The organism is Kitasatospora sp. NPDC058478, from assembly GCF_042720345.1.
Taxonomy (GTDB): domain Bacteria; phylum Actinomycetota; class Actinomycetes; order Streptomycetales; family Streptomycetaceae; genus Kitasatospora.
Map to the genome: position 1 here is coordinate 22,901 of NZ_JBHXML010000024.1, position 24,669 is coordinate 47,569.

The following is a 24,669-nucleotide window of genomic DNA, read 5'->3' on the forward strand; positions in this document are numbered from 1 at the left end:
GTCGCTCGCTCACCCCCTCGTGTCTGGGGCCGAACGAGCACCTGGCCGGAGACGTGACCGAGCGCGCCGAGTTGGCGCACCTGCTGGCCTCGCGCCGGGCGACGGCGGCGCTGGACCAGGCGCACCCGCACGTGACGTTCTCGCTGCTCCACTGGGTGCTGGACACCTGGGCGGACGAGTCGGCGCGGGAGGTGTTCCGGCAGGGGGCGGCGCTCCTGGCCGACCGCTACCGGGAGTTGGGGTTGAACCAGCTCCTGCCGATCGATCGGGTGTGGGTCGGGGTGCGCTCGACGCAGCCCGACGCGTTCGGCGGGTTCCATCACCCGAACCAGGGCTACCGGCACGAGCAGATGGCCTCCGTGATCACGAGGTACGGGCGGCTGAGCGACCCCCGGCTGACCTCGCCCGAACTGGTGGCGCTGGACCTGCTCCGGTCCTACGCGCATGACTGCCTCCACTGGGGGTCGTTCCGGGAGTACCGGTTCCAGGACGGGCACGTGGTCCGGAGCCGGTACGGGATCAACCGGCGTGACCCGCAGGGGCGCACCTACTCGGCGCGGGACCAGGAGGACGCCGTCTCGACTCGGAACCTCGGGATCGTGATGGAGGGGGCGACCGATCGGGAGGCCCGGACGATCGCCGCCACGGTGGCCGATCGGCTCGACCTGGCCGAGCGGATCGCACTGCCCGATCGGCTGGCCTTCCGTGACACCACTGGCCGCCTGGAGCCGTCCGACTTCGACCAGGCGGAGCCCGGCATCGCGACCCGCTTCCACCTGGCGATGGCCGGATACGAACACGGGGTCGGGGCGCGGTATCAGCGCTTCCTGACCGAGATGGGCGGGACCGATGCTGGCGCGCTGCACGGCCTGATAGTGGCCGCGACGATCGGCGGGGACCTGTCCGGCCTGACCGGGTGGCTCGACCAGCGGCACGGTTCCCGGGTGTTCCCGCGCATCTTCCGCTCATCGGCCTACACCGGGCCGGACCCCGGCCAGTAGCCGCCCGTCCGTGCGCCGTTCCCCCGTGGCGCACGGGCGGGCGCACGGTTGGGCACGGCCGGAGTCCGGCCGCAACGAGGGCGCTATCCTTCCAGGTGATAAACGAATCCGGCCCCGTCCGGCTTCACCCTGGACGAGCGGATCCAGGCGCTGCGCACCGGCGTCGAGGCCCTGGAGCGCGCCGGGCTGGCGTAGCCACCCGGGGCCGTCGAGCGGCACTACAGCCAGTCGTGCCGCTTGAACACCCGGTGCAGCACTATGCAGACCGCGACCATCAGCGACAGCACCGCCGGGTACCCCCAGGGCTGGCGCAGTTCGGGCATGTCCTCGAAGTTCATCCCGTAGACGCCCGCGATCATCGTCGGCACGGCGGCCAGCGCCGCCCAGGCCGAGATCTTCCGCATGTCGTTGTTCTGCTGCACGCTGACCTGCGCCAGGTTGGCGTTGAGGATGTCGGACAGCAGCCGGTCCATGCCCTCGACCTGGTCGGTCACCCGGGCCAGGTGGTCGGCGACGTCCCGCAGGTAGGGCAGGGTCTCCGGGCGGATGTACGGCTCGCCGCCGCGGGCCAGGCGCAGCGTCGGTTCCAGCAGCGGGCCGGTGGCGCGGCGGACGGTCATCACCTGGCGCTTGTAGCCGTAGATCCGGCCGGCGGTGTCGCGGCCGACCCGGCCGGGGGCGAAGACGTCCGCCTCCAGTTCGTCCAGGTCGGTCTGGAGCCCGGTGGCCACGTCCATGTAGCCGTCGACGATGGTGTCGCAGACCGAGTGCAGCACCGAGCTGGGCCCGTAGCGCAGCAGTTCGGGCTGCTTCTCCAGCCGGGCCCGCAGGCCGGAGAGCGGGGCGTCGGCGCCGTGCCGGACGGTCATCACGAAGTCCGCGCCGAGGAAGACCATCACCTCGCCGATGGTCACCGCGTGGGCGCCGGGGTGGTAGCCGAGCGTCTTGAGGGCGACGAACAGGGAGCCCTGGTACGGCTCGATCTTGGGGCGCTGGTGGGCGCTGACGGCGTCCTCGACGGCCAGCGGGTGCAGGGCGAACTCCCGTCCGACGTGGTTGAGTTCCTCGGCGGTGGGCTCGAACAGGCCTATCCAGACGAAGCCGCCGGGCCCGGCGGCGCGGGCGGCGGCGAGCGCGCCGGCGAGGTCGTCGGGGGCCTCGATCCGGTGGCCGTCGTGGTAGCTGGCGCAGTGGACGATCATCGGGCCATTGTGGCCCGGGGCGGGGTGCCCGGGGCGGAGCCGGGCCAGGACGGCGTCGCGGGCCGGTGCCGGCGGCGGCCCAGGAGGGCCCGCAGCCCACCGCGCGTTGCGCGCCCGCACCCCACGGCCGCGCACCCCGCGCCCGCACCTCGCACCGACACTCCACGCCCGCGTCCGGAGGCCGTAGGCTGAGCCCCATGCCCACCCTGCTGCTCGTCCGCCACGGCCGCTCGACCGCGAACACCGCCGGAATCCTGGCCGGTTGGACGCCCGGCGTGGACCTCGACGACACCGGGCGCGGGCAGGCCGCCGCGCTGGCCGGCCGGCTCGCGGGGATCCCGCTGGTGCAGGCCGTCAGCAGCCCGCTGGAGCGCTGTCGGCAGACCCTGGAGCCGCTGCTGGCGGCTCGGCCCGAGCTGGGCCCGCCCGCCGAGGACGAGCGGCTGGGCGAGTGCCACTACGGCGAGTGGACCGGCCGGCCGCTGGCCGAGCTGGCCAAGGAGCCGCTCTGGCGCACCGTGCAGGACCACGCGGCCGCCGCGGCCTTCCCCGGCGGGGAGTCGTTGCGCGAGCTGAGCCACCGGACGGTCGGCGCGGTCCGGGAGTGGAACGAGAAGATCGCCGCCGAGCACGGCGCGGACGCGGTCTGGCTGGCCTGCTCGCACGGGGACGTGATCAAGGCGGTGGTGGCCGACGCCCTCGGCCTGCACCTGGACCACTTCCAGCGGATCAGCGTCGAGCCCTGCTCGGTCACCGCGATCCGCTACACCCCGCAGCGGCCCTTCGTCCTGAGGATGGGCGACACCGGCGACCTCGCCTCGCTCGCGCCCAGGCCCGGCGCGGCCCCGGCCGCCCCGGCGGGCGACGCGGTGGTCGGCGGCACCACCTGAGGCGGTCGCTCCGCCTGACCCGCCTGACCCGCCTGGTACGGCCCTGGACCGACCGGCGCCACCCGACCTGACCGGAGCCACCCGGCCCGGAGCCGCATGACGTGGGCGGGAGAGCCGTCGCACCCCGCCCCGCAGGGACCGGCGGCACCGCCTGAGCTGGCCGGTGCCACTGCGGCTCGGCTCCCCTGCGGGGGCCCGGAGGTCGTAGGGTGACTAACGAGCCCCGCCGCGTGGCGAGCCCGCGCGCGGGCCGCCGTACGGCAGCCCGAGCCATGACGTCCGAACGATCCCTGTGATCCCCACGACCGACACGATCCGGAGCGAGAGCGTGCCCCGTCAGGTCTTCTTCTACGACCAGCCCGAACGGTTCGTGGCCGGCACCGTCGGCCAGCCCGGCGCCCGGGCGTTCTACCTCCAGGCCAGTGCCCGGGGCCGGATCACCAGCGTCCTGTTGGAGAAGACCCAGGTGGCGGCGCTCGCCGAGCGGATCGAGGAGGTCCTGGACGAGGCGCTGCGGCGCAGCGGCGGCGACGTCTCCATCCCGGCCGCCGCCCCGCAGGACCTGCTCGACACCGCGCCGCTGGACCTGCCGCTGGAGCAGGAGTTCCGGGTCGGCACCATGGCCCTGGCCTGGGACAGCGTGGACGGCTGCCTGGTGGTCGAGGCGCAGGCGCTGATCGAGGCGGAGGAGGACGGCGAGGACGAGGACAGCGCCGCGGCGGTCTTCGAGGACGACGACAACGGTCCGGACATGCTGCGGGTGCGGCTGTCCGGCGCGATGGCCCGGGTGTTCGCCAAGCGGGCGCTGGACCTGGTCTCGGCCGGCCGCAAGCCCTGCCCGTTCTGCAACCTGCCGCTCGACCCGGAGGGCCACCTGTGCCCGCGCGCGAACGGCTACCGGCGCTGAACACCGAGACCCCGCCGCAGGCGGACCCGGCGGCCGCCGCCGCCCTCGCCGCCGACGTGCCCACCGCGTTGGAGCTGCTGCGCGAGGGCGAGTTGACGGTGCACGGGCGCCTCACCGAGGCGTCCAACGCCGCGCTGTACTGCACCGCCACGCACGGTTCGCTGAGCGCTCAGGCCGTTTACAAGCCGGTCGCCGGGGAGCGCCCGCTGTGGGACTTCCCGGACGGCACGCTGGCCGGCCGCGAGGTCGCCGCGTACGAGGTGTCGGCCGCGACCGGCTGGGCGCTGGTGCCGCCGACCGTGCTGCGCGACGGGCCGCACGGGCCCGGGATGGTGCAGCTGTGGGTCGAGCCGGATCCGCAGGCCGAGCCGCTGCTGGCCCTCCAGGACCCGCGTGGCCCGGAGCACGGCTGGCTGCCGATCGTGCGGGCCGAGGTCGGCGGGGGACGCACCGCGCTGCTGGTGCACCACGACGACCAGCGGCTGCGCCGGCTCGCCGTGCTGGACGCGGTGCTCAACAACGCCGACCGCAAGGGCGGCCACCTGATCCCGGCCGCCGACGGCCGGGTCTACGGCATCGACCACGGCGTCACCTTCAACACCGAGGGCAAGCTGCGCACCCTGCTCTGGGGCTGGGCCGGCGAGCCGCTGCCCGCCGAGGCGCTGGAGGTGCTGACCCGGCTAGCCGAGCGGCTGGACGGCGAGTTGGCCGCGCGCCTCGCCCCGCACCTGACCGCCGCCGAACTGGAGGCGACCCGCGCCCGGGTGGCCGGGCTGCGCCGCACCGGTCGGCACCCACTGCCCTCCGAGGACTGGCCCTCGATCCCCTGGCCCCCGGTCTAGGACGTATCCCGCGGACCGGTTCGGGCCGGCTGATGGTCTGGACCTGTCCGCGAACCGGCAGCACACTGCTCCGATGGACGCGTTACGGACCACCCCCACCCCCCGTACCACGCCGGACCTGCCGCTGCACCGGCTCCAGGTCCCGCTGCCGCACCTGCTCCCGTTCGCCATCGGGAGCTTCGACACGATCGGCCCGCTGTCCCGGGCGGGCTTCCCGCACCGGCACTCGTTCTACGAGATCGTCCACGTCACCGGCGGCCGCGGCGCCCACGTCCTGGACCTGGTCCACCGGCCGCTGGCGCCACCGCAGTTGTGCGTGATCACACCCGGCCAGGTGCACTACTGGTCGGACGCGGACGAACTCACCGGCCAGGTCGTCCTGTTCAACGAGGACTTCCTGCTCCGGAACCCGCAGGACCTCGCCGCGCTGCGCACCCTGGCCACCCGCCCCGCGCTCGGACTCGGCGAACAGGCCGGGCCGGTCGGCGCGTTGCTCGCCGACATGGAACACGAGTACCGCTCCAGGCAGCCCGGCTACCAGGGCGTGCTGCGGGCCAGTCTGCACATCCTGATCGTCCGGGCGCTGCGCGCCGCCCGGCCGGGGGAGCGGCCGTCGCCGCCCGGCCGCCCGACCGAAGTGGCCTCCGCCTTCACCCGGTTGATCGCCGGTCCGGGCGGGGTGCGGTACTCGGTGGCGTCCAGTGCGCAGGAACTCGGCGTCTCGCCGGGCCACTTGCAGACCCTGGTCAAGCAGGCCACCGGCCGCACCCCGGGCGGGCTGATCCGCCGCCAGCAGACCCTGGAGGCCAAACGGTTGCTGGCGTGCACGGATTTGACGATTCGTCAGGTCGCGAAGGAGGCGGGCTTCGCCGACCCGGCCTACTTCTGCCGCTTCTTCCGGCGGGAGACCGGGATGACGCCGGGGGAGTTCCGGGCCCGGGTCGACGGAAATCACCACGATCCCCGGATCGCGTCCATCGCGGCGGCCCCGGACGGCCCGTAACTTTGCTGGTGGCCACCGGTGGCCGGTCCGGCGCGCGCGGACGGGCGGCCGGTTCGGCCCTTGTCATGCCCCCACCATGGCAAGGGCCGCCCCCCCACATCCACCCCCCACCCGAAGGAGAGGGCGCATGCCCACGCCCGACGGCATGATCAGCCGCAAGACCGTCCTGAAGGCCGCTGCCGCGCTCGGCGCCGCCCCGCTGCTGGTCGGCGGCGGCGTCGCGCTGGCCCGTGAGCAGGCCGGCACCGGCCGGCCCCTCGGCCTCACCCCCGAGTGCCACGACGGCGACGACCCCACCATCGAGCAGACCGAGGGCCCCTACTTCAAGCCCAACTCCCCACTGCGCAGCTCCATGGTCAACGACGGCCCCGGCACCCGGCTGACCGTCAGCGGCTACGTCTTCGGCCGCGCCTGCCGACCGATCTCCGGCGTCCTGCTGGACTTCTGGCAGGCCGACGACAACGGCGCCTACGACAACGCCGGCTTCACCTTCCGCGGCCACCAGTTCACCGACGCGAACGGCGCCTTCAAGCTGGACACGATCGTCCCCGGCCTCTACCCGGGCCGCACCCGGCACCTCCACGTCAAGCTCCAGGCGCCCGGCCGCCCGGTGCTCACCACCCAGCTCTACTTCCCCGGCGAGCCGCGCAACAGCACGGACACCATCTACGACGCCCGGCTGCTGATGAACGTCCGCCAGAACGGCCCGGGCCGTGAGGGCAGTTACGACTTCGTCCTGGACGTGCCGCAGACCCCGGGTACGCCGAGCCCGACCCCCACCGCCACCCCGACCGGAACCCCCACCGGAACGCCCACGCCGCCGAGCGGCAGTTGGAAGCCGGGAGCCTCCTACAACGCGGGCGACCGCGTCACCTACTCCGGCGCCTCCTACCTCTGCCTCCAGGCGCACACCGCCATGGTGGGCTGGGAGCCGCCGAACGTGCCGGCCCTCTGGCAGCGGTCGTAGCGGCTCCGGCCGCGTTCCCCGGGGTGCCGGGCGCCCGGTCGGCGGCAGGGTCGACCGGGCGCTCAACCGTGTCCGAAAGCCTGCCCAACGCCTGCCCAACGCCTGCTCGACGCCCGCCCAACGCCCGCCCGAAGCCTGCCGCATTCCTGCCCGAAACAACGCCGGGCCCGTCAAGGTCCGCTCCTTATCAGTCGGGAAGCGGTCCGGCAACGACAGGAAGCGAATCCAGTCGATCTTGTGTACTGGTTAGGCTTTCAAATGTTCGCAAGGTTAAAGTCGGTTCCATGCATGCCTGGCCCGCCTCCGAGGTTCCCGCCCTGCCTGGTCAGGGGCTCCCCCTCCGTATCTTCGACACCGCAGCGGGCACGGTCCGCGAGGTCGTGCCGCAGGACGGCACTGCCCGGATCTACGTCTGCGGCATCACCCCCTACGACGCGACCCACATGGGCCACGCCGCCACCTACAACGCCTTCGACCTGGTGCAGCGCGTGTGGAAGGACGCCGGCCACGACGTCCTGTACGTCCAGAACGTCACCGACGTGGACGACCCGCTGCTGGCCCGGGCGGTCGAGACCGGTCAGGACTGGGTGGCCCTCGCCGAGCGCGAGACGGCCCTGTTCCGCGAGGACATGACCGCCCTGCGGCTGCTCCCGCCGGCCCACTACATCGGCGCCGTCGAGTCGATCCCGTGGATCGTCCCGCTGGTCCAGAAGCTGCTCGCCGGCGGCGCCGCCTACCAGGTGGACGGCGACATCTACTTCTCGGTCGAGTCCGACCCCCGCTTCGGCCAGGTCTCCGGCCTCGACCAGGAGGCCATGCGCCCGGTCTTCGCCGAGCGCGGCGGAGACCCGGACCGCCCGGGCAAGCGCCACCCGCTGGACGCCCTGCTCTGGCTCGCCGCCCGCCCGGGCGAGCCCGCCTGGGAGACCGAACTCGGCCACGGCCGCCCCGGCTGGCACATCGAGTGCGTCGCCATCGCGCTGCAGTACCTCGGCATGTCCTTCGACATCCAGGGCGGCGGCAGCGACCTCTCCTTCCCGCACCACGAGATGGGCGCCTCGCACGCCCAGGTCGCCACCGGCGCCCACCCGTACGCCAAGGCGTACGTGCACGCCGGCATGGTCGGCCTGGACGGCCACAAGATGTCCAAGTCCCGCGGCAACCTGGTCTTCGTCTCGGCGCTGCGCCGCGAGGGCGTCGACCCGGCGGCGATCCGCCTGGCGCTGCTCTCGCGCCACTACCGCGAGGACTGGGAGTGGACCAAGGCGACCCTGGACGAGGCCGTCGAGCGCCTCGCCCGCTGGCGGGCCGCGGTCTCCCGGCCGGACGGCCCGGCCGCCGAGCAGCTGCTCGACGAGGTCCGTACGGCGCTCGCGGACGACCTGGACGCGCCCGCCGCGCTGGCCGCCGTCGACCGCTGGGCCGAGCGGCAGGAGGCCGGGGGCGGCACCGACATGGGTGCGCCCGGCCTGGTCAGCCGCACCGTGGACGCCCTGCTGGGCGTCGCGCTCTAGAGTCCTCCCTCAACACGCCGAAGGGGCGTCCGGACCAGGTGTCCTGACGCCCCTTCGGCGTTGTCCGGGGCGGGCCCCGGGGCGGCGGCTACTCCTCGTCGCCGTCCTGGCTCTCCCGGGCCGCGCCCGGGGCCTCCGGCTCGGCCGGCCGCTCCGCCGTGGCGTGCCCGGCCACCGGCTTCTCGCCGGTCGGCCCGACGTTCTCCCGGCGGCGCAGGTAGCGCTCGAACTCGCGGGCGATCGCGTCGCCGGAGGCTTCCGGCAGCTCCGCGGTGTCCTGCGCCTCCTCCAACTGCTGGACGTACTCGGCCACCTCGCTGTCCTCGGCGGCCAGCTGGTCCACGCCCAGCTGCCAGGCCCGGGCGTCCTCGCCGAGCTCGCCCGGCGGGATGCGCAGGTCGAGCAGGTCCTCCAGCTTGTTGACCAGGGCCAGCGTCGCCTTGGGGTTCGGCGGCTGCGCGACGTAGTGCGGCACGGCCGCCCAGAGCGTCACGGCCGGGACCCCGGCGTGCGTGCAGGCCTCCTGGAGCACCCCGACGATGCCGGTCGGGCCCTCGTAGCGGCTCTCCTCCAGGTCCAGCCGGCGGGCCAGCTCCGGGTCGGAGGTGACGCCGCTGACCGGCACCGGGCGGCTGTGCGGGGTGTCGCCGAGCAGCGCGCCCAGGATCACCACCAGCTCGATGCCGAGCTCGTGCGCGAAGCCGAGCAGCTCGTTGCAGAACGAGCGCCAGCGCATGCTCGGCTCGATGCCGCGCACCAGGACGACGTCCCGGGTGGTCGGCTCGGTCACCCGGATCACCGAGAGCCTGGTGGTCGGCCAGGTGATCCGGCGGATGCCGCCGTCCAGCCAGACCGTGGGCCGGTTGACCTGGAAGTCGTAGTAGTCCTCCGCGTCCAGGGCGGCGATCACCTTGCCGCCCCAGGTGTCGTCCAGATGTGCCAGAGCCGCGGAGGCGGCGTCGCCCGCGTCGTTCCAGCCCTCGAAAGCGCAGACCATCACCGGGTCGATCAACTCGGGAACATCTTCCAGCTCGATCACCCAGCGTCTCCCTCCGGTCGGCGGTCGAACCTGCGCCGCCTCGGCTGGCCTGCCGGGGCGCCGACGGGTCGGCTGCCGACTGTCGAACCTCTCGTCACCCATGGAACGCCTCGCCCCATGGTCCCTACCTGCCCAGCCTACGGGCTTTGATGCGCACCGCGGCCGGGCACCGGGACAGTCTGGGGGAGCGTGCCGCCCCGATCCAGCGGATATCCGGACCGTCCGAGCTGACGATCCGTCAGCTCCTCCGGGGTGGGTGCGGACGGTGTCCGAGCGGCGACGCGGCGCGACGGCACGCCCTCTCTGCGCACACCCTTCCCGCACGCACCCTTCCCGAGGGCGCCCCTCCCGCGCTCGCCGCCGGAACCCCTCAGGCGTCCACCCACCCGCGCCGGTACGCCGCCCAGTGCTCCGGGGTGGCGGCGAAGTCCACGTACAGCGCGACGCCGAAGTTCCGCCGCCCCGGATCCTGGCGGCCCAGGCCCAGCCGGACGCCCCGGACGGCGGCCGGCACGGTCTCGGCGTCACCCCGATGGCCGTGCCGGTCGTCCCAGAAGAACGGCAGGCCGATCAGCAGGTCCACCCCGGCCGGGGTGGCCTCCAGCGCCAGTTCGGTCTGCAGGGCGACGTAGCCGCCGAACAGCGGCTCGGTCGGCATGCTGGTGTCGTACGCCATCACGGCGACCTGGTCGACCCGGCGGGCGGTCTCGGTGAAGTACGCCTGGTCCCACCACTTGCCGTGGTCGGTGAGCAGGATCCCGGCGGTGTGCAGGCCGGGCACCGGGTCGAGCTGGGGGACCGCCACCGAGAGCGCCGCGCCGCGCCCGGCCGTGACCGGGCGGACCTGGTCGAGCAGGGCCAGCCAGCCGGCGCTGCCGGGCCGGATCGGTTCCATGTCGAAGTGCACGCCGTCGAAGCCGAGGTCCAGCACCTGCCGGGCGGAGGCGGTGACCCGGTCCCGGGTGGGGGCGTCCTCCAGGTCCAGGGCGTCCTTCTCCGGCTTGACCTCGTCGCCCAGCCAGCTCTGCACCCGGACGTCCGGCAGCGCCCGGTGCACCGCGTCGGTGAACCAGCGGCCCCGGGGGTGGACGGCGGGCGGCAGCGAGCCGTCGTGTTCCAGCGGGCCGGTGTGCACGTACAGGTCGCGGACGCCGGTGCCGGCCAGCTGCCGCACCAGCGCGGCGACGTCGGCCTCGCCCTTGCGGCCGTCCATCCAGGCGTGGCCGAGCCAGAGCGCGTCCCGGCCGCGGGTGCGGGCCTCGGCGGACGGGTCGCCGGTGTAGTGCAAGCGGATCGCGACGAAGGCGGAGCCGAGCGCGGCCGCCGGTACGGCCGCCGCGAGGCCCAGTGCCAGCAGCGCCCGGCGCCACCAGGACCAGCTCCGCCAGCGCTTGCGCAACGCCCGGAACGGGGCCGACAGGGCCCCCGTGACGCGTCGCGCGACGGTCGGGAATCGGCCCACGCGGTTGCTCCCCCCTTGCGGTCGAACGCTCAGGATACGGAATGCGACCGCAGGCCGGGGCGCGGGCCGGATACCCTGGCCACGTGCGGGCCCGAGTAAGCGGGCCCGCAAAGCCGACAGCCGTCGCACCAGGGAGAAGCCCCATGGCCACTGCAGCCAATCCGTCCATCACTCAGCAGAGCCGCGCGAACGCGTTGCGTGAAGCGCTCGCCACCCGGGTGGTGGTCGCCGACGGTGCGATGGGCACCATGCTCCAGGCACAGGATCCGACGCTGGAGGACTTCCAGAACCTGGAGGGCTGCAACGAGGTCCTCAACGCCACCCGGCCGGACATCGTGCGCTCCGTCCACGAGGCCTACTTCGGGGTCGGCGTGGACTGCGTCGAGACCAACACCTTCGGCGCCAACTTCTCCGCACTCGGCGAGTACGAGATCGCGGAGCGCATCTTCGAGCTGTCCGAGTCCGGCGCCCGGATCGCCCGCGAGGTGGCCGACGCCCACGCCGCCGACGGCCGCACCCGCTGGGTGCTCGGCTCGATCGGCCCCGGCACCAAGCTGCCCACCCTCGGCCACGCCCCGTACGAGACGCTGCGCGACGGCTTCCAGCAGAACGCGGCCGGCCTGATCGCGGGCGGCGCCGACGCGCTGCTGGTCGAGACCAGCCAGGACCTGCTGCAGACCAAGGCCGCCATCCTGGGCTCCAAGCGCGCCCTCGCCGAGGCCGGGCTGGACCTGCCGGTGCTGGTGCAGGTGACCGTGGAGACCACCGGCACCATGCTGCTCGGCTCCGAGATCGGCGCCGCGCTGACGGCCCTGGAGCCGCTCGGCGTCGACTACATCGGCCTCAACTGCGCCACCGGCCCGGCCGAGATGAGCGAGCACCTGCGCTACCTGGCCAAGAACGCGCGGATCGGCCTGTCCTGCATGCCGAACGCGGGCCTGCCGGTGCTCGGCAAGGACGGCGCCCACTACCCGCTCTCCCCGGCCGAACTGGCCGACGCGCACGACGTGTTCACCCGCGAGTACGGCCTCTCGCTGGTCGGCGGCTGCTGCGGCACCACGCCCGAGCACCTGCGCCAGGTGGTCGAGCGGGTGCAGGGCCGGCCGGTCACCCCGCGCACCCCGCAGCCGGAGTCCTCGGCGTCCTCGCTGTACCAGGCGGTGCCGTTCCGCCAGGACACCTCGTACCTGGCGATCGGCGAGCGCACCAACGCCAACGGCTCGAAGAAGTTCCGCGAGTCGATGCTGGCCGGCGACTGGCAGGCCTGCGTGGAGATCGCCCGCGACCAGATCCGGGACGGCTCGCACCTGCTGGACCTGTGCGTGGACTACGTCGGCCGCGACGGCGTCGCCGACATGAAGGAGATCGCCGGCCGGCTGGCCACCGCCTCCACCCTGCCGATCGTGCTGGACTCCACCGAGCCGCAGGTGCTGCGGGCCGGCCTGGAGGCGCTCGGCGGCCGCGCGGTGCTCAACTCGGTCAACTACGAGGACGGCAACGCCCCGGACTCGCGCTTCGGCCGGATCGCCTCGCTGGCCCGCGAGCACGGCGCCGGCCTGATCGCGCTGACCATCGACGAGGAGGGCCAGGCCCGCACCGCCGACAAGAAGGTCGAGATCGCCGAGCGGCTGATCACCGAGCTGACCGCCGACTACGGCGTCGACGAGGGCTCGATCCTGGTGGACTGCCTCACCTTCACCCTGGCCACCGGCCAGGAGGAGTCCCGCCGGGACGGCATCGAGACCATCGAGGCGATCCGCGAGCTCAAGCGCCGCCGCCCGGCCGTGCAGACCACGCTGGGCCTGTCCAACATCTCCTTCGGCCTCAACCCGGCCGCCCGGGTGGTGCTGAACTCGGTCTTCCTGCACGAGTGCGTGGAGGCCGGCCTGGACTCGGCGATCGTGCACGCCTCCAAGATCCTGCCGATCTCCCGGATCCCCGAGGACCAGCGCGAGGCCGCCCTCGACCTGGTCTACGACCGCCGCCGGGACGGCTACGACCCGCTGCAGCACCTGCTGGAGCTGTTCGACGGCGTCTCCTCGGCCTCGGTCAAGGCGTCCAAGGCGGAGGAGCTGGCCGCGCTGCCGCTGGACGAGCGCCTGCAGCGCCGGATCATCGACGGCGAGCGCAAGGGCCTGGAGGCCGACCTGGACGAGGCGCTGGCCGGGCGGCCCGCGCTGGAGATCATCAACGACACCCTGCTGTCCGGCATGAAGGTGGTCGGCGAGCTGTTCGGCTCCGGCCAGATGCAGCTGCCCTTCGTGCTCCAGTCCGCCGAGGTGATGAAGACCGCGGTGGCCCACCTGGAGCCGTTCATGGAGAAGTCCGACAGCGAGGGCAAGGGCACCATCGTGCTGGCCACCGTCAAGGGCGACGTCCACGACATCGGCAAGAACCTGGTGGACATCATCCTGTCCAACAACGGCTACAACGTGGTCAACCTGGGCATCAAGCAGCCGGTCTCGGCGATCCTGGACGCCGCGCAGGAGCACAAGGCGGACGTCATCGGGATGTCCGGCCTGCTGGTGAAGTCCACCGTGATCATGAAGGAGAACCTGGAGGAGCTCAACCAGCGCAAGCTGGCCGCGAGTTACCCGGTGATCCTGGGCGGCGCCGCGCTCACCCGGGCCTACGTCGAGCAGGACCTGCACGAGATCTACGAGGGCGAGGTCCGCTACGCCCGGGACGCCTTCGAGGGCCTGCGGCTGATGGACGCGCTGATCGCGGTCAAGCGCGGCGTGCCCGGCGCGAGCCTGCCGGAGCTCAAGCAGCGCCGGCACGCCCGGGTCGAGGTGGTGGAGGAGCCGGAGGTCAACCTCGGCCAGATCCGCTCGGACGTCACCGTCGACAACACCGTGCCGACCCCGCCGTTCTGGGGCGACCGGATCGTCAAGGGCATCCCGTTCGCCGACTACGCCTCCTGGCTGGACGAGGACGCGCTGTTCAAGGGCCAGTGGGGCCTGAAGGCGGCCCGCAGCGGCGAGGGGCCCTCGTACGAGGAGCTGCTGGAGACCGAGGGCCGGCCGCGGCTGCGGATGTGGCTGGACCGGCTGCAGACCGAGGGCTGGCTGGAGGCGGCCGTGGTCTACGGCTACTACCCGGCCAACTCCAAGGGCGACGACCTGATCGTCTTCCACGAGGACGGCACCGAGCGCACCCGCTTCACCTTCCCCCGCCAGCGGCGCGGGCGCCGGCTCTGCCTGGCCGACTTCTTCCGCCCGGAGGAGACCGGCGTGCGGGACGTGGTCGGCCTCCAGGTGGTCACCATGGGCAACCGGATCTCGGAGGCGGCGAACGAGCTGTTCGCCGACAACTCCTACCGCGACTACCTGGAGCTGCACGGCCTGTCGGTGCAACTGGCCGAGGCGCTGGCCGAGTTCTGGCACGCCCGGGTCCGCTACGAGCTGGGCTTCTCCGGCGAGGACCCGCAGGACGTCAAGGACATGTTCGCGCTCAAGTACCGGGGCGCCCGCTTCTCCCTCGGCTACGGGGCCTGCCCGGAGCTGGAGGACCGCGCCAAGATCGCCGAGCTGCTGAAGCCCGAGCGGATCGGCGTGGTGCTCTCCGAGGAGTTCCAGCTGCACCCGGAGCAGTCCACCGACGCGATCGTCATCCACCACCCGGAGGCGAAGTACTTCAACGCCCGGTAACCCGGGCGCCTCGTTCCGTTCGCTCTTTTCGGGCGAACCGGGCGTATCCTGGATGATCCTGAACGGGCCGGTCCGCTCACCAGCGGGCCGGCCCGCGCCATCCCCGGGGGGTGCTCGAACGCGCCCGGGGGGTACCGACGGAAGGACTCCCGCCATGACCACCTCCACCGCCGCCCGGATCCTCGACCGCGGGGACGGCCGCGGCCTGCAGGCGGTGCTGCTGGACATGGACGGGACGCTGGTGGACACCGAGGACTTCTGGTGGCAGGCCGAGGTCACCCTGTTCGCCGAGCTGGGCCACGCGCTGACCGACGAGGACCGGGCCCAGGTGGTCGGCGGTCCGATGACGCGGGTGATCGACTACCTGGTCGGCACCACCGGGGTGGACCTCGCTCCGGCGGACCTGACGGTGCTGATCAACCAGCGCTTCGTCGACCTGCTGGCGGGCGGCGTGCCGCTCATGCCGGGCGCCGAACGCCTCCTCAACACCCTGGCCGCACACGGGATTCCGGCCGTCCTGGTGACCGCCTCGCACCGGCACGTGGTGGACATCGTGCTGCGCTCGCTGGGCTCCCACCACTTCGCCTTCACGGTCGCCGGGGACGAGGTGCCGCGCACCAAGCCGCACCCGGACCCGTACCTGGAGGCGGCCCGGCGGCTGGGCGCGGACCCGGCCCGCTGCGTGGTGGTCGAGGACGCGCCGACCGGGGTGCGGGCGGCCGAGGCGGCGGGCTGCCCGGTCATCGCCGTGCCCTCGGTGGCGCCGATCGAGCCGGCCCCGGGGCGGCTGGTGCGCTCCTCGCTGGAGCAGGTCGATCTTGAACTGCTGCGCTCGCTGGTCACTTCGCGGGTGTGATTGTCATCTCATTGCGAGGGTGGTCTACTCGCCGGTAAGCGGCCGGATCCGGCCGCCACCGACGCCCGCCCGGGGAGAAAAAGGGCATTGCCTGACAACTCGTCGGGTGTTTCGCGATGCCCTCAACCACCGTGTCCCAAACGTCATCTGCACGGGTATCGGTCGTGCGTGTTCGATATGGCACGCTACTCCAGTTCGTTCCCCTCCCTCGCGCCCTGCCACCGCCGACGACGGGCAACCCCGTCCCGCCCGCGGTCGTACGGGCGCCAGGCCCGCGCACGCCTTCCGCACCCGGAGCGCCCTCGACGCGGGCCGCCGGCCCCGGTCGGACCGCACCCAGAAGGACGCGCCCCGTGAAGACTTCAGCTGAACGCCTGGCAGTACTCGGCTGCGCCGGTCTTGTCGCCGTGACGGCGGCAGGCTGCGGATCGGTCACCGACGCCGTCAAGGGGGACGGCGGCAAGCCGATCGTCATGGGCACCACCCAGCTCACCGGCGTGCTGGACCCGGCCGCCGCCTACGACTCCGGCTCCTGGCTGCTGCTGCGCAACACCTTCCAGTCGCTGCTCACCTTCCCGGCCGCCTCCAGCGCCCCCTCCCCGGACGCCGCGCAGTCCTGCGAGTTCACCGCGGGCGACGCCACCCAGTACCACTGCACCATGCGGACCGGCCTGAAGTTCTCCAACGGCCACCCGCTGACCGCCGCCGACGTGGTGTTCTCGATCGAGCGCACCAAGAAGATCAACGACCAGAACGGCGCGGCCCCCCTGCTCTCCTCGATCAGGAGCGTCGAGGCCAAGGGCGACACCGAGGTGGTCTTCCACCTCTCCACGCCCGACGCCACCCTGCCGGCCAAGCTGGCCGGCCCGGCCGGCGCCATCCTCGACCACCAGGCCTACCCGGCCGACAAGGTCGTCCCCAACGACAAGCTGATCGGCTCCGGCCCGTACCGCTTCGAGACGGTCGAGGTCATGGGCGGCAACGGCGACACCGCCAAGCAGCTGGGCAAGGTCGTCCTGGTGCCCAACGACAAGTACAACGGCGAGGCCAAGCTCCGGAACAGCAAGTTCACCGTCCGGTACTTCGACAAGCCCGCCGACCTGAAGGCCGCGCTGGACAAGGGCGACGTCGACCTCACCGACAACAGCCTGGACCCGAACACCGCCGCCCAGATGCACTCCGACCAGCAGGGCGGCAAGACCGACCTCCAGGTCGTCGAGGGCGACAGCAACGACACCCGCTCGCTGGTCTTCAACACCAAGGACCCGGTCGCCGGCAACGTCGCCGTCCGCCAGGCCGCCGCCCAGCTGCTCGACCGCAAGTCGCTCGCCCGCGACGTCTTCGCCCGGACCGTCCAGCCGCTGTACGCGATGGTCCCGGCCGGCGTCACCGGCCACACCACGGCCTTCTTCGACCGCTACGGCGACCAGGACAGCGGCAAGGCCAAGAAGATCCTCACCGACGCCAAGGTCCAGCTCCCGGTCAAGCTCACCCTCACCTGGTCGCGCTCGCGGGCCGGCAGCGCCGAGCCCGAGACCCTGAAGAAGCAGCTGGAGGCCGGCGGCCTGTTCCAGGTGACCGTCCAGACGGAGCCGGACTGGGACAAGTACCGGGCCGGCTGGTCCGAGGGCCGCTACCAGGCGTACCTCATCGGCTGGTTCGCCGACTACCCGGACCCGGACAACTACATCGCCCCGCTGCTCATCGACGGCGGCGCCTACCACCACGGCTGGGACGACCCGAGGATCAGCCAGAAGCTGGTGCCGGACGGCCTCAAGCAGGCCGACCGCAGCGCCGCGGTGGCCGGCTACGCCCAGATCCAGCAGATCGTCGCCGAGAACGCGCCGCTCATCCCGCTGTACCAGAACAAGGGCTTCTTCGCGTCGCGTTCGTACATCACCGGCGTCGAGTCGACCATCGACACCACCGGCGTGTTCCGCTTCTGGGAGATCAGCCGCAGCGCCGGCAAGTAGACGACCGGACGACACCCCTCGACACGGCGGCCCGCCCGCCTTCCCCCTGGGTGCACGGGGAAGGCGGGCGGGCCGCCGGCACGTTCGGCCGGACAGGGCCTACAGGGCGCCCGGGCGCACCAGCCCGCTCTCGTACGCGTACACCGCCGCCTGCACCCGGTCGCGCAGCTGGAGCTTGGTCAGCACATGGCCGACGTGCGTCTTCACGGTGGTCTCGCTGACGAACAGTTCGGCCGCGATCTCCGCGTTCGAGAGCCCGCGCGCCACCAGCTTCAGCACCTCCAGCTCACGTTCGGTCAGCGCGCTCAGCGCCTGCGGCGGCGCCTCCTCGCCCGAGGGCAGCTTGGTGGCGTACATGTCCAGCAGCCGGCGGGTGATGCTCGGCGCCAGCATCGCCGCGCCGTCCGCCACCACCCGGATCGCCTGCACCAGTTCCTCCGCCGGGACGTCCTTCAGCAGGAAGCCGCTGGCGCCCGCGCGCAGCGCCTCCACCACGTACTCGTCCAGGTCGAAGGTGGTCAGCACCAGCACCTTGGCCGGGCCGTCCCGCCCGGGGCCGGCGATCCTGCGGGTCGCCTCGACGCCGTCCATCCTGGGCATCCGGATGTCCATCAGCACCACGTCGGGCTGCAGCGCCCGCACCTGGTCCAGCGCCTGCTGACCGTCGCCGGCCTCACCGACCACCACCAGGTCGGACTCGGCCTCCAGGATCATCCGGAAACCGGTGCGCAGCAGCGGCTGGTCGTCGACCAGCAGCACTCGGATCGTCACTAGGACTCCTTGCTCATCTGATCCCCCGTGGGATCGTCTTCGTCAGACGTACGCGACAGCGGCAGCGGGTACGGCGGGGGAGTGCCGCCGAACTCCGGGCAACTGGCCTGGTGGTCGCACCAGTCGCAGAGGCGGTTGCGGGTCGCCGGGAACTCCCCGGTGGCCACCGCGTGGGTGATCCGCTCCCAGAGCGCCCGCAGCTTGCGCTCCACCGCGAGCAGGTCGGCCTCGTCCGGGTCGTAGCTGACCACGTCCCCGCCCCCGCCGAGGTAGACCAGCTGGAGCCGCTTGGGGACGACGCCCTTCCAGCGCCACACCACGAGCGCGTAGAACTTCATCTGGAACATCGCCTTGCCCTCGAAGTCCCGCGAGGGCGCCCGGCCGGTCTTGTAGTCCACCAGCCGGACCTCGCCGCTCGGGGCGACGTCCACCCGGTCGATGTAGCCGCGCAGCAGCAGCCCCGACTCCAGGGCCGTCTCCACGTACAGCTCGCGCTCCACCGGGTGCAGCCGGGTCGGGTCCTCCAGCCGGAACCACTGGCCGACCAGCTTCTCGGCGTCCGCCAGCCAGCGGGCGAGCGCCGCGCCGTCCGGATCGTCCGGGAACAGCGAGCCCAGCTCCGGGCGCTCGCCCAGCAGCCGCTCCCACTGCGGGCGCAGCAGGCCCAGCGCCCGCTCCGGCGTCCGCTCGGTCGCGGGGCTGTCGAAGAGCCGCTCCAGCACCGCGTGCACCAGCGTGCCCCTGGTCGCCGCCGCGCTCGGCGGCTCGGGCAGCCGGTCGATCACCCGCAGCCGGTACAGCAGGGGACAGGTCAGGAAGTCCCCCGCCCGGGACGGGGACAGGCCGGTCGGGGGCGCCGCCGGGCGCGCCGGGGCCCCGGCGGCGCTGGTGGTGTCGGTCTGCTGCATGCCTCCGACCCTATTGCCCTTCGCTGTCATCCTGCTGCCACGGTGCTGCCACACCGCGCGGCACAGTGGGTATGAAGCCTGACAGAGGGCCGCACGCCACCGGAGGGCCGCGATCACGTAGCGTGGGCGCACCGGGGCACGACGGGGCAGACGACCGAAGGGATCACGGTGAGCGACAGCAGGGGGCAGCAGACCTCCGACCAGCCACCGCAGGACGACGGCGGCCGCCCGGCAGGGCGACCGCCGAGGCCGCCCGAGCGCGGCAGCGGCCTCCTGGTGGGCCGCCCCTTCGGCGTGCCCATCTACGTGACCCCCTCCTGGTTCGTCATCGCCGCGCTGATCACCTGGGTGTTCGGCGGCCAGCTCGGCGACGTCCTGCCGGACCTCGGCGCCGCCCGCTACCTGCTCGCGTTCTTCTTCGCGGTCGCCTTCTACGCCTCCGTCCTGGTGCACGAGCTCGCTCACACCCTGGTCGCGCTGCGCTACAGGCTCGGTGTACGGCGGATCCAGCTGCAGTTCTTCGGCGGCGTCTCCGAGATCGAGAACGAGGCCGAGAGCCCGTGGCGCGAGTTCTGGCTGGCCTTCGTCGGCCCGCTGCTCTCGCTGGTGCTCGGCGGCGTGTTCTACCTCGCGATGCAGGCCGTGGAGCTCTCCACGGTGCCCGGGGTGCTGCTCACCGGGCTGATGGTCTCCAACCTGGTGGTCGCCGCGTTCAACCTGCTGCCCGGCCTGCCGCTGGACGGCGGTCGGATGCTGCGCGCGGTCGTCTGGGCGATCAGCGGCAAGGCGATGACCGGTACGGTCGCCGCCGCCTGGGTCGGCCGGGCACTGGCCGTCGTGGTGCTGATCGGCCTGCCGCTGTTCAGCGCCGCCCGCGGGATCGAGCGCACCACGACCGACACCCTGGTGGACGCGGTGCTGGCCGCCGTCCTCGCCGCGATCATCTGGAACGGCGCCACCGGGAGCCTGCGCAACGCCCGGCTCAAGGAGGTGCTGCCCGGCCTGCGGCTGCGCGAGCTCGCCCGCCGGACCGTCGAGGTCACCGCCGACACCCCGCTCGGCGAGGCGCTGCGCCGGGCCCGCGAGGCCCAGGCCGGCGCGGTCGTGGTGGTGGACGGCCGGGGCGACCCGATCGGCATCGTCCGCGAGTCCGCCGTCCGCGCGGTGCCCGAGCACCGCCGCCCGTGGGTCGCCGTCGGCCCGCTCGCCCGCGACCTCGAACCCGGCCTGCGGCTGGACGCCGACCTCGGCGGCGAGGACCTGCTGCGCGCCGTCCAGGCGACCCCGGCCGGGGAGTACCTGGTGGTCGAGGCGGACGGCCGGGTGTTCGGCGTCGCCGCGCTCACCGACATCGAGCAGCGCCTCACCGCCGCCGTCGCCGGCCGGTGATCACTCTGGTCGGGCGGACCGTCCGCTTCCCTTAGGATTGACCGCATGTCCGAACCGACCGGTGCCACCCGCCGACGCGGGCCCTTCCAGGTCGGGGACCAGGTCCAGCTGACCGACCCCAAGGGCCGCCACTACACGTTCACGCTCCAGGCCGGGAACCAGTTCCACACCCACAAGGGTGCGTTCCCGCACGACGAGCTGATCGGCGCCCCCGAGGGCACGGTCGTGCGCACCACGGGGAACGTCCCGTACCTCGCGCTGCGCCCCCTGCTCCCCGACTACGTCCTGTCCATGCCGCGCGGCGCCGCCGTGATCTACCCCAAGGACGCGGGGCAGATCCTGGCCATGGCCGACATCTTCGCCGGCGCCCGCGTCGTCGAGGCCGGTGTCGGCTCGGGCGCGCTCTCCACCTACCTGCTGCGCGCCGTCGGCGACACCGGCATGCTGGCCTCGTACGAGCGCCGGCAGGACTTCGCCGACATCGCCAAGGGCAACGTCGAGCGCTACTTCGGCGGGCCGCACCCGGCGTGGAAGCTCACCGTCGGCGACCTCCAGGACAACCTGGTCGAGGCCGACGTCGACCGCGTCATCCTCGACATGCTCGCCCCCTGGGAGTGCCTGGACGTCGCCTCCAAGGCGCTCGTCCCCGGCGGCCTGATCTGCTGCTACGTGGCCACCACCACGCAGATGTCCAAGACCGTCGAGGCACTGCGCGACCACGGCACCTTCACCGAGCCGCAGGCCTGGGAGACCATGGTCCGCACCTGGCACCTGGAGGGCCTGGCCGTCCGCCCGGACCACCGGATGATCGGCCACACCGGCTTCCTGCTCACCGCCCGCCGCCTCGCCGACGGCGTCGAGCCGCCGCTGCGCCGCCGCCGCCCGGCCAAGGGCGCGTACGGCGAGGACTACGACAACGGGGGCTCGGAGTCGACTCTGCGGGAGCGCGCCGCGGCCCGTGCCGCCGCCCGCGCCGTCGAGACCGAGCAGCCCGACCTGGGCTGACCGGGATCGCTTCCCAGGGGTGGTACGAGCCTGCTCGTGCCACCCCTCGGCACTTCGGCCGCCGGCGTGTGGGACGATGCTCGCGCACGCAGACCAGCTCCTGGGAGCACTGGAGGGGACGCCTGGTGGAGACCGCGGTCGGGACGACGGCTGGACAGCAGACACCGCGGGGCCGCACCGGGCCCGGGCACGCGCGCACCGCCCCCTGGCACTGGGCCCTGGCCCTGGCCGGCTGCGGCGCGGTGGTGGTCTCGGCCCTCGCCGCCGGCCCCGCCACCGGCACCCCGGTGCCCCTGCACGGCACTCCCAAGGCCCTCGGGGCGAGCGCCGCCCCCGACCCGGCCAAGGCCCAACTTCCGCTCGACTGCGGCCCGTTCCCGGTCGCGACGGCCATCAGCATGCCGGCCGACCTGGGCGACGGGCGGCCCGGCACGGTCGTCGCCGCGCACTGCGCGGCCGAGAACGGCACGCCGCCGGACGCCGTCTACCTGCTCGGCTTCGGCCCGGGCGAGCGCCCGGTGGTGCTGGCCACGCTCCTCTCCGAGCGCGAGAACCTCACCCTCGGCCGGCTCGCGCTGCGCTCCGACGGCGCCATCACCGGTCACGCGCAGGGGTATTCGAGCGACGAGGTGCCGCGCTTCCGCCCTGACATCTCACTCGACCTCACCTGGATGCGCAAGGGCGGCGGCTGGGAACGCTCCCAGACCGCCGCCCCGGTCAGCCAGACCTGAGGGGGAGGACGCGTCAGTCCGCGTCCGGCCCGTACACCTCGACCCGGTCGGTGACCCGGCGCACGTGGATGCAGTCGCCGGGGCACTCCTTCGCCGAGTCCACCACGTCCTGAAGGATCGTCAGCGGCACCGGGGCGGTCTGCCCGGGCTGCTGGCGCAGCTCGTCGTCCGGCCCCTTCACGTAGGCGAGGCCGTCGATGTCCAGCTCGAAGACCTCGGGTGCGTACTGCACGCAGATGCCGTCGCCGGTGCACAGATCCTGGTCGATCCACACCTCCAGCTGTTCGGCCGCCGTGGCCGTCTGCTCGGTTACCGACATGGTCCCCTGCCGTTTCTGTCCCGGGTCGCCCCTTTTCCGGGGGCAATCCCGCCATTCGTACAACGATCGGACCCAGGTGCCCGGTCGCGATCGGATATCACTTCGCTCGACGATACATCTGGCCCGCTTTGGGTGGTGAGCGGTGGGTATCCCCTTAGCAGAGGGGAAGCACGCTGGGGCGAAGATCGGACACGCCCGTTCCATCTTTCTTGATCTAGGGGTTTACGGACCCCTGGTCCCAGGTAGGGTCTGGAAGCGTCCAGCTCCCCGGAGGAGGTGAGGACCGTGGCAGCCCACGATGACGACTACAACCGCAGCACCGGCAGGCCCGCTCGTGGTTCCGACGAGGCCGCTCAGGTCTCGTTCCTTGAGCAGGAAATCGCTGTGCTGCGCCGCAAGCTCGCCGACTCGCCGCGCAATTCGAGGATCCTCGAAGAGCGGATCGTCGAGCTCCAGACCAACCTGGCCGGAGTGTCCGCCCAGAACGAACGGCTCGCCTCCACCCTGCGAGAGGCCCGCGACCAGATCGTGGCCCTCAAGGAGGAAGTGGACCGGCTGGCACAGCCCCCGGCCGGGTTCGGCACCTTCCTCGAGGCCAACGAGGACGGCACCGCCGACATCTTCACCGGGGGGCGCAAGCTCCGCGTGAACGTCAGCCCCAACGTCGCCCTCGACGAACTGCGGCGCGGCCAGGAGGTGATGCTCAACGAGGCCCTCAACATCGTGGACGCGATGGCCTTCGAGCGCATCGGCGAGATCGTCACCCTCAAGGAGATCCTCGAGGACGGCGAACGCGCCCTGGTCGTCGGCCACACCGACGAGGAGCGGGTGGTGCGCCTCGCCGAACCGCTGCGCGAGCTCACCATCCGGGCGGGGGACGCCCTGCTGCTGGAGCCCCGCTCCGGCTACGTGTACGAGGTCGTGCCGAAGTCCGAGGTCGAGGAGCTGGTCCTCGAAGAGGTCCCGGACATCGACTACCGCCAGATCGGCGGACTGAGCAACCAGATCGAGCTGATCCGGGACGCGGTCGAGCTGCCCTACCTGCACGCCGACCTCTTCAAGGAGTACGAGCTGCGCCCGCCCAAGGGCGTGCTGCTCTACGGCCCGCCCGGCTGCGGCAAGACGCTGATCGCCAAGGCGGTCGCCAACTCGCTGGCCAAGAAGGTCGCCGAGGTCACCGGACGCCCCCAGGGGAAGAGCTACTTCCTCAACATCAAGGGCCCCGAACTGCTCAACAAGTACGTGGGCGAGACCGAGCGGCAGATCCGCCTGGTCTTCCAGCGGGCCCGGGAGAAGGCGAGCGAGGGCACGCCCGTCATCGTCTTCTTCGACGAGATGGAGTCGCTGTTCCGCACCCGCGGTTCCGGCGTCAGCTCGGACGTGGAGAACACCATCGTCCCGCAGCTGCTCGCCGAGATCGACGGTGTGGAGGGCCTGGAGAACGTCATCGTCATCGGCGCCTCGAACCGCGAGGACATGATCGACCCGGCGATCCTGCGGCCCGGCCGCCTGGACGTCAAGATCAAGATCGAGCGCCCGGACGCCGAGGCCGCGAGGGACATCTTCTCCAAGTACCTCAAGGAGTCGCTGCCGTTCCACCCGGACGACCTCAAGGAGCACGACGGCTCCCTGGGCACCACGGTGGCCGCGATGATCCAGTCGGTCGTGGAGCGGATGTACTCCGAGACCGAGGAGAACCGCTTCCTGGAGGTCACCTACGCCAACGGTGACAAGGAGGTCCTGTACTTCAAGGACTTCAACTCCGGCGCGATGATCCAGAACATCGTCGACCGCGCGAAGAAGATGGCCATCAAGGACTTCCTCGACCACGGTCAGCGCGGTCTGCGCGTCTCCCACCTGCTCGCCGCCTGCGTGGACGAGTTCAAGGAGAACGAGGACCTCCCGAACACCACCAACCCGGACGACTGGGCCCGCATCTCCGGCAAGAAGGGCGAGCGGATCGTCTTCATCCGCACGCTGGTCACCGGCAAGCAGGGCGCCGAGTCCGGCCGCTCGATCGACACTGTCGCCAACACGGGGCAGTACCTGTAAGCACACGGTGAGACCGGGCCGCCCGGCGGTCCCCGGAACAGCACGCACCCCGTCCGGCTGTGGCGCCTCGCGGCCCCGCAGCCGGACGGCGCGTCTCGGGGTCCGCCCGTCGGTGCCGGGTTCTAGGCTCGACCCACCGATCGCGGGCAGAACGCCGGCGCCGGTGTTGTTCAGCGGTACGTCGGCGT

General features: G+C 72.5%; 20 protein-coding genes. 14 read left to right on the forward strand and 6 right to left on the reverse strand.

Features of this window, described 5'->3' with window-relative positions; all coding sequences use genetic code 11:
* The first annotated feature begins 53 nt into the window (after positions 1-53).
* Complete coding sequence (locus tag ACFWPT_RS15440; protein WP_380482177.1) at positions 54-1,001, forward strand: hypothetical protein; 948 nt, start codon at positions 54-56, stop codon at positions 999-1,001.
* Positions 1,002-1,219: 218 nt separating this feature from the next.
* Here ACFWPT_RS15440 and ACFWPT_RS15445 read toward each other — a convergent pair whose 3' ends face one another.
* Positions 1,220-2,203: a magnesium and cobalt transport protein CorA gene (locus ACFWPT_RS15445; protein ID WP_363377210.1), complete on the reverse strand. Its 984-nt coding sequence runs from the start codon at positions 2,201-2,203 to the stop codon at positions 1,220-1,222.
* A 197-nt stretch (positions 2,204-2,400) separates the two neighbouring features.
* On the opposite strand from ACFWPT_RS15445, the gene ACFWPT_RS15450 reads away from it, so the two are divergent.
* The 6 genes from ACFWPT_RS15450 (at position 2,401) to mshC (ending at position 8,326) form a co-directional block, all read left to right on the forward strand.
* Positions 2,401-3,093: a histidine phosphatase family protein gene (locus ACFWPT_RS15450; RefSeq protein WP_380482180.1), complete on the forward strand. Its 693-nt coding sequence runs from the start codon at positions 2,401-2,403 to the stop codon at positions 3,091-3,093.
* A gap of 328 nt (positions 3,094-3,421) precedes the next feature.
* Positions 3,422-4,000: a DUF3090 domain-containing protein gene (locus tag ACFWPT_RS15455; RefSeq protein WP_063350992.1), complete on the forward strand. Its 579-nt coding sequence runs from the start codon at positions 3,422-3,424 to the stop codon at positions 3,998-4,000.
* Positions 4,001-4,056: 56 nt separating this feature from the next.
* Positions 4,057-4,842 (forward strand): SCO1664 family protein, encoded by a 786-nt coding sequence (locus ACFWPT_RS15460; RefSeq protein WP_063350993.1) that lies wholly within the window; start codon positions 4,057-4,059, stop codon positions 4,840-4,842.
* Between the two features lie 73 nt (positions 4,843-4,915).
* A complete protein-coding gene (locus tag ACFWPT_RS15465) occupies positions 4,916-5,845 on the forward strand; it encodes an AraC family transcriptional regulator (RefSeq protein ID WP_380377653.1) in 930 nt (309 codons plus the stop codon).
* A gap of 127 nt (positions 5,846-5,972) precedes the next feature.
* Positions 5,973-6,812 (forward strand): carbohydrate-binding protein, encoded by an 840-nt coding sequence (locus ACFWPT_RS15470; RefSeq protein ID WP_063346925.1) that lies wholly within the window; start codon positions 5,973-5,975, stop codon positions 6,810-6,812.
* A 284-nt stretch (positions 6,813-7,096) separates the two neighbouring features.
* On the forward strand, positions 7,097-8,326 hold the full coding sequence (gene mshC / locus ACFWPT_RS15475) for a cysteine--1-D-myo-inosityl 2-amino-2-deoxy-alpha-D-glucopyranoside ligase (protein WP_380377650.1): 1,230 nt from the start codon (positions 7,097-7,099) through the stop codon (positions 8,324-8,326).
* Positions 8,327-8,414: 88 nt separating this feature from the next.
* Here mshC and ACFWPT_RS15480 read toward each other — a convergent pair whose 3' ends face one another.
* Both ACFWPT_RS15480 and ACFWPT_RS15485 read right to left on the reverse strand, forming a co-directional pair.
* Positions 8,415-9,365: a PAC2 family protein gene (locus tag ACFWPT_RS15480; protein ID WP_063346923.1), complete on the reverse strand. Its 951-nt coding sequence runs from the start codon at positions 9,363-9,365 to the stop codon at positions 8,415-8,417.
* Positions 9,366-9,735: 370 nt separating this feature from the next.
* Positions 9,736-10,827, reverse strand: coding sequence for a hypothetical protein (locus tag ACFWPT_RS15485; protein WP_380482182.1), 1,092 nt, complete (start codon positions 10,825-10,827; stop codon positions 9,736-9,738).
* 143 nt (positions 10,828-10,970) lie between these two features.
* Here ACFWPT_RS15485 and metH point away from each other — a divergent pair, with 143 nt between their 5' ends.
* The 3 genes from metH (at position 10,971) to ACFWPT_RS15500 (ending at position 17,306) form a co-directional block, all read left to right on the forward strand.
* Positions 10,971-14,477: a methionine synthase gene (metH, locus tag ACFWPT_RS15490; protein ID WP_063346922.1), complete on the forward strand. Its 3,507-nt coding sequence runs from the start codon at positions 10,971-10,973 to the stop codon at positions 14,475-14,477.
* A gap of 154 nt (positions 14,478-14,631) precedes the next feature.
* Positions 14,632-15,333: an HAD family phosphatase gene (locus tag ACFWPT_RS15495; protein WP_063346921.1), complete on the forward strand. Its 702-nt coding sequence runs from the start codon at positions 14,632-14,634 to the stop codon at positions 15,331-15,333.
* 353 nt (positions 15,334-15,686) lie between these two features.
* Positions 15,687-17,306 (forward strand): ABC transporter substrate-binding protein, encoded by a 1,620-nt coding sequence (locus ACFWPT_RS15500; RefSeq protein ID WP_380482185.1) that lies wholly within the window; start codon positions 15,687-15,689, stop codon positions 17,304-17,306.
* Positions 17,307-17,405: 99 nt separating this feature from the next.
* On the opposite strand, the gene ACFWPT_RS15505 is transcribed toward ACFWPT_RS15500, so the two are convergent.
* Both ACFWPT_RS15505 and ACFWPT_RS15510 read right to left on the reverse strand, forming a co-directional pair.
* Complete coding sequence (locus ACFWPT_RS15505) at positions 17,406-18,077, reverse strand: response regulator transcription factor (RefSeq protein ID WP_063346919.1); 672 nt, start codon at positions 18,075-18,077, stop codon at positions 17,406-17,408.
* A complete protein-coding gene (locus tag ACFWPT_RS15510; RefSeq protein WP_063346918.1) occupies positions 18,077-18,985 on the reverse strand; it encodes a RecB family exonuclease in 909 nt (302 codons plus the stop codon). The genes ACFWPT_RS15505 and ACFWPT_RS15510 overlap by 1 nt, the downstream gene beginning before the upstream one ends.
* A 168-nt stretch (positions 18,986-19,153) precedes the next feature.
* On the opposite strand from ACFWPT_RS15510, the gene ACFWPT_RS15515 reads away from it, so the two are divergent.
* The 3 genes from ACFWPT_RS15515 to ACFWPT_RS15525 all read left to right on the forward strand — a co-directional run bounded on the left by ACFWPT_RS15515 (position 19,154) and on the right by ACFWPT_RS15525 (position 22,110).
* Positions 19,154-20,374 carry a site-2 protease family protein gene (locus ACFWPT_RS15515; protein WP_063346917.1) on the forward strand — a complete coding sequence of 407 codons (1,221 nt, stop codon included), beginning with the start codon at positions 19,154-19,156 and terminating at the stop codon, positions 20,372-20,374.
* A 45-nt stretch (positions 20,375-20,419) separates the two neighbouring features.
* Positions 20,420-21,379: a tRNA (adenine-N1)-methyltransferase gene (locus ACFWPT_RS15520; protein WP_063346916.1), complete on the forward strand. Its 960-nt coding sequence runs from the start codon at positions 20,420-20,422 to the stop codon at positions 21,377-21,379.
* A gap of 125 nt (positions 21,380-21,504) precedes the next feature.
* A complete protein-coding gene (locus tag ACFWPT_RS15525) occupies positions 21,505-22,110 on the forward strand; it encodes a hypothetical protein (RefSeq protein ID WP_380380033.1) in 606 nt (201 codons plus the stop codon).
* Positions 22,111-22,123: 13 nt separating this feature from the next.
* On the opposite strand, the gene ACFWPT_RS15530 is transcribed toward ACFWPT_RS15525, so the two are convergent.
* Complete coding sequence (locus ACFWPT_RS15530; RefSeq protein WP_063346915.1) at positions 22,124-22,429, reverse strand: ferredoxin; 306 nt, start codon at positions 22,427-22,429, stop codon at positions 22,124-22,126.
* A 285-nt stretch (positions 22,430-22,714) separates the two neighbouring features.
* Between ACFWPT_RS15530 and arc the strand changes: the two genes are divergently transcribed.
* The gene (arc, locus tag ACFWPT_RS15535; protein ID WP_063346914.1) at positions 22,715-24,481 is read left to right on the forward strand and encodes a proteasome ATPase; all 1,767 of its coding nucleotides are present in this window, start codon (positions 22,715-22,717) and stop codon (positions 24,479-24,481) included.
* Positions 24,482-24,669 lie beyond the last annotated feature (188 nt).

Bases quoted from the DNA above. Each gene is read 5' to 3' on its own strand.
- ACFWPT_RS15445 (WP_363377210.1), bottom strand. From the start codon at position 2,203: ATGATCGTCCACTGCGCCAGCTACCACGACGGCCACCGGATCGAGGCC.
- ACFWPT_RS15450 (WP_380482180.1), top strand. From the start codon at position 2,401: ATGCCCACCCTGCTGCTCGTCCGCCACGGCCGCTCGACCGCGAACACC.
- ACFWPT_RS15465 (WP_380377653.1), top strand. From the start codon at position 4,916: ATGGACGCGTTACGGACCACCCCCACCCCCCGTACCACGCCGGACCTG.
- ACFWPT_RS15470 (WP_063346925.1), top strand. From the start codon at position 5,973: ATGCCCACGCCCGACGGCATGATCAGCCGCAAGACCGTCCTGAAGGCC.
- mshC (WP_380377650.1), top strand. From the start codon at position 7,097: ATGCATGCCTGGCCCGCCTCCGAGGTTCCCGCCCTGCCTGGTCAGGGG.
- metH (WP_063346922.1), top strand. From the start codon at position 10,971: ATGGCCACTGCAGCCAATCCGTCCATCACTCAGCAGAGCCGCGCGAAC.
- ACFWPT_RS15495 (WP_063346921.1), top strand. From the start codon at position 14,632: ATGACCACCTCCACCGCCGCCCGGATCCTCGACCGCGGGGACGGCCGC.
- ACFWPT_RS15510 (WP_063346918.1), bottom strand. From the start codon at position 18,985: ATGCAGCAGACCGACACCACCAGCGCCGCCGGGGCCCCGGCGCGCCCG.
- ACFWPT_RS15520 (WP_063346916.1), top strand. From the start codon at position 20,420: ATGTCCGAACCGACCGGTGCCACCCGCCGACGCGGGCCCTTCCAGGTC.
- ACFWPT_RS15530 (WP_063346915.1), bottom strand. From the start codon at position 22,429: ATGTCGGTAACCGAGCAGACGGCCACGGCGGCCGAACAGCTGGAGGTG.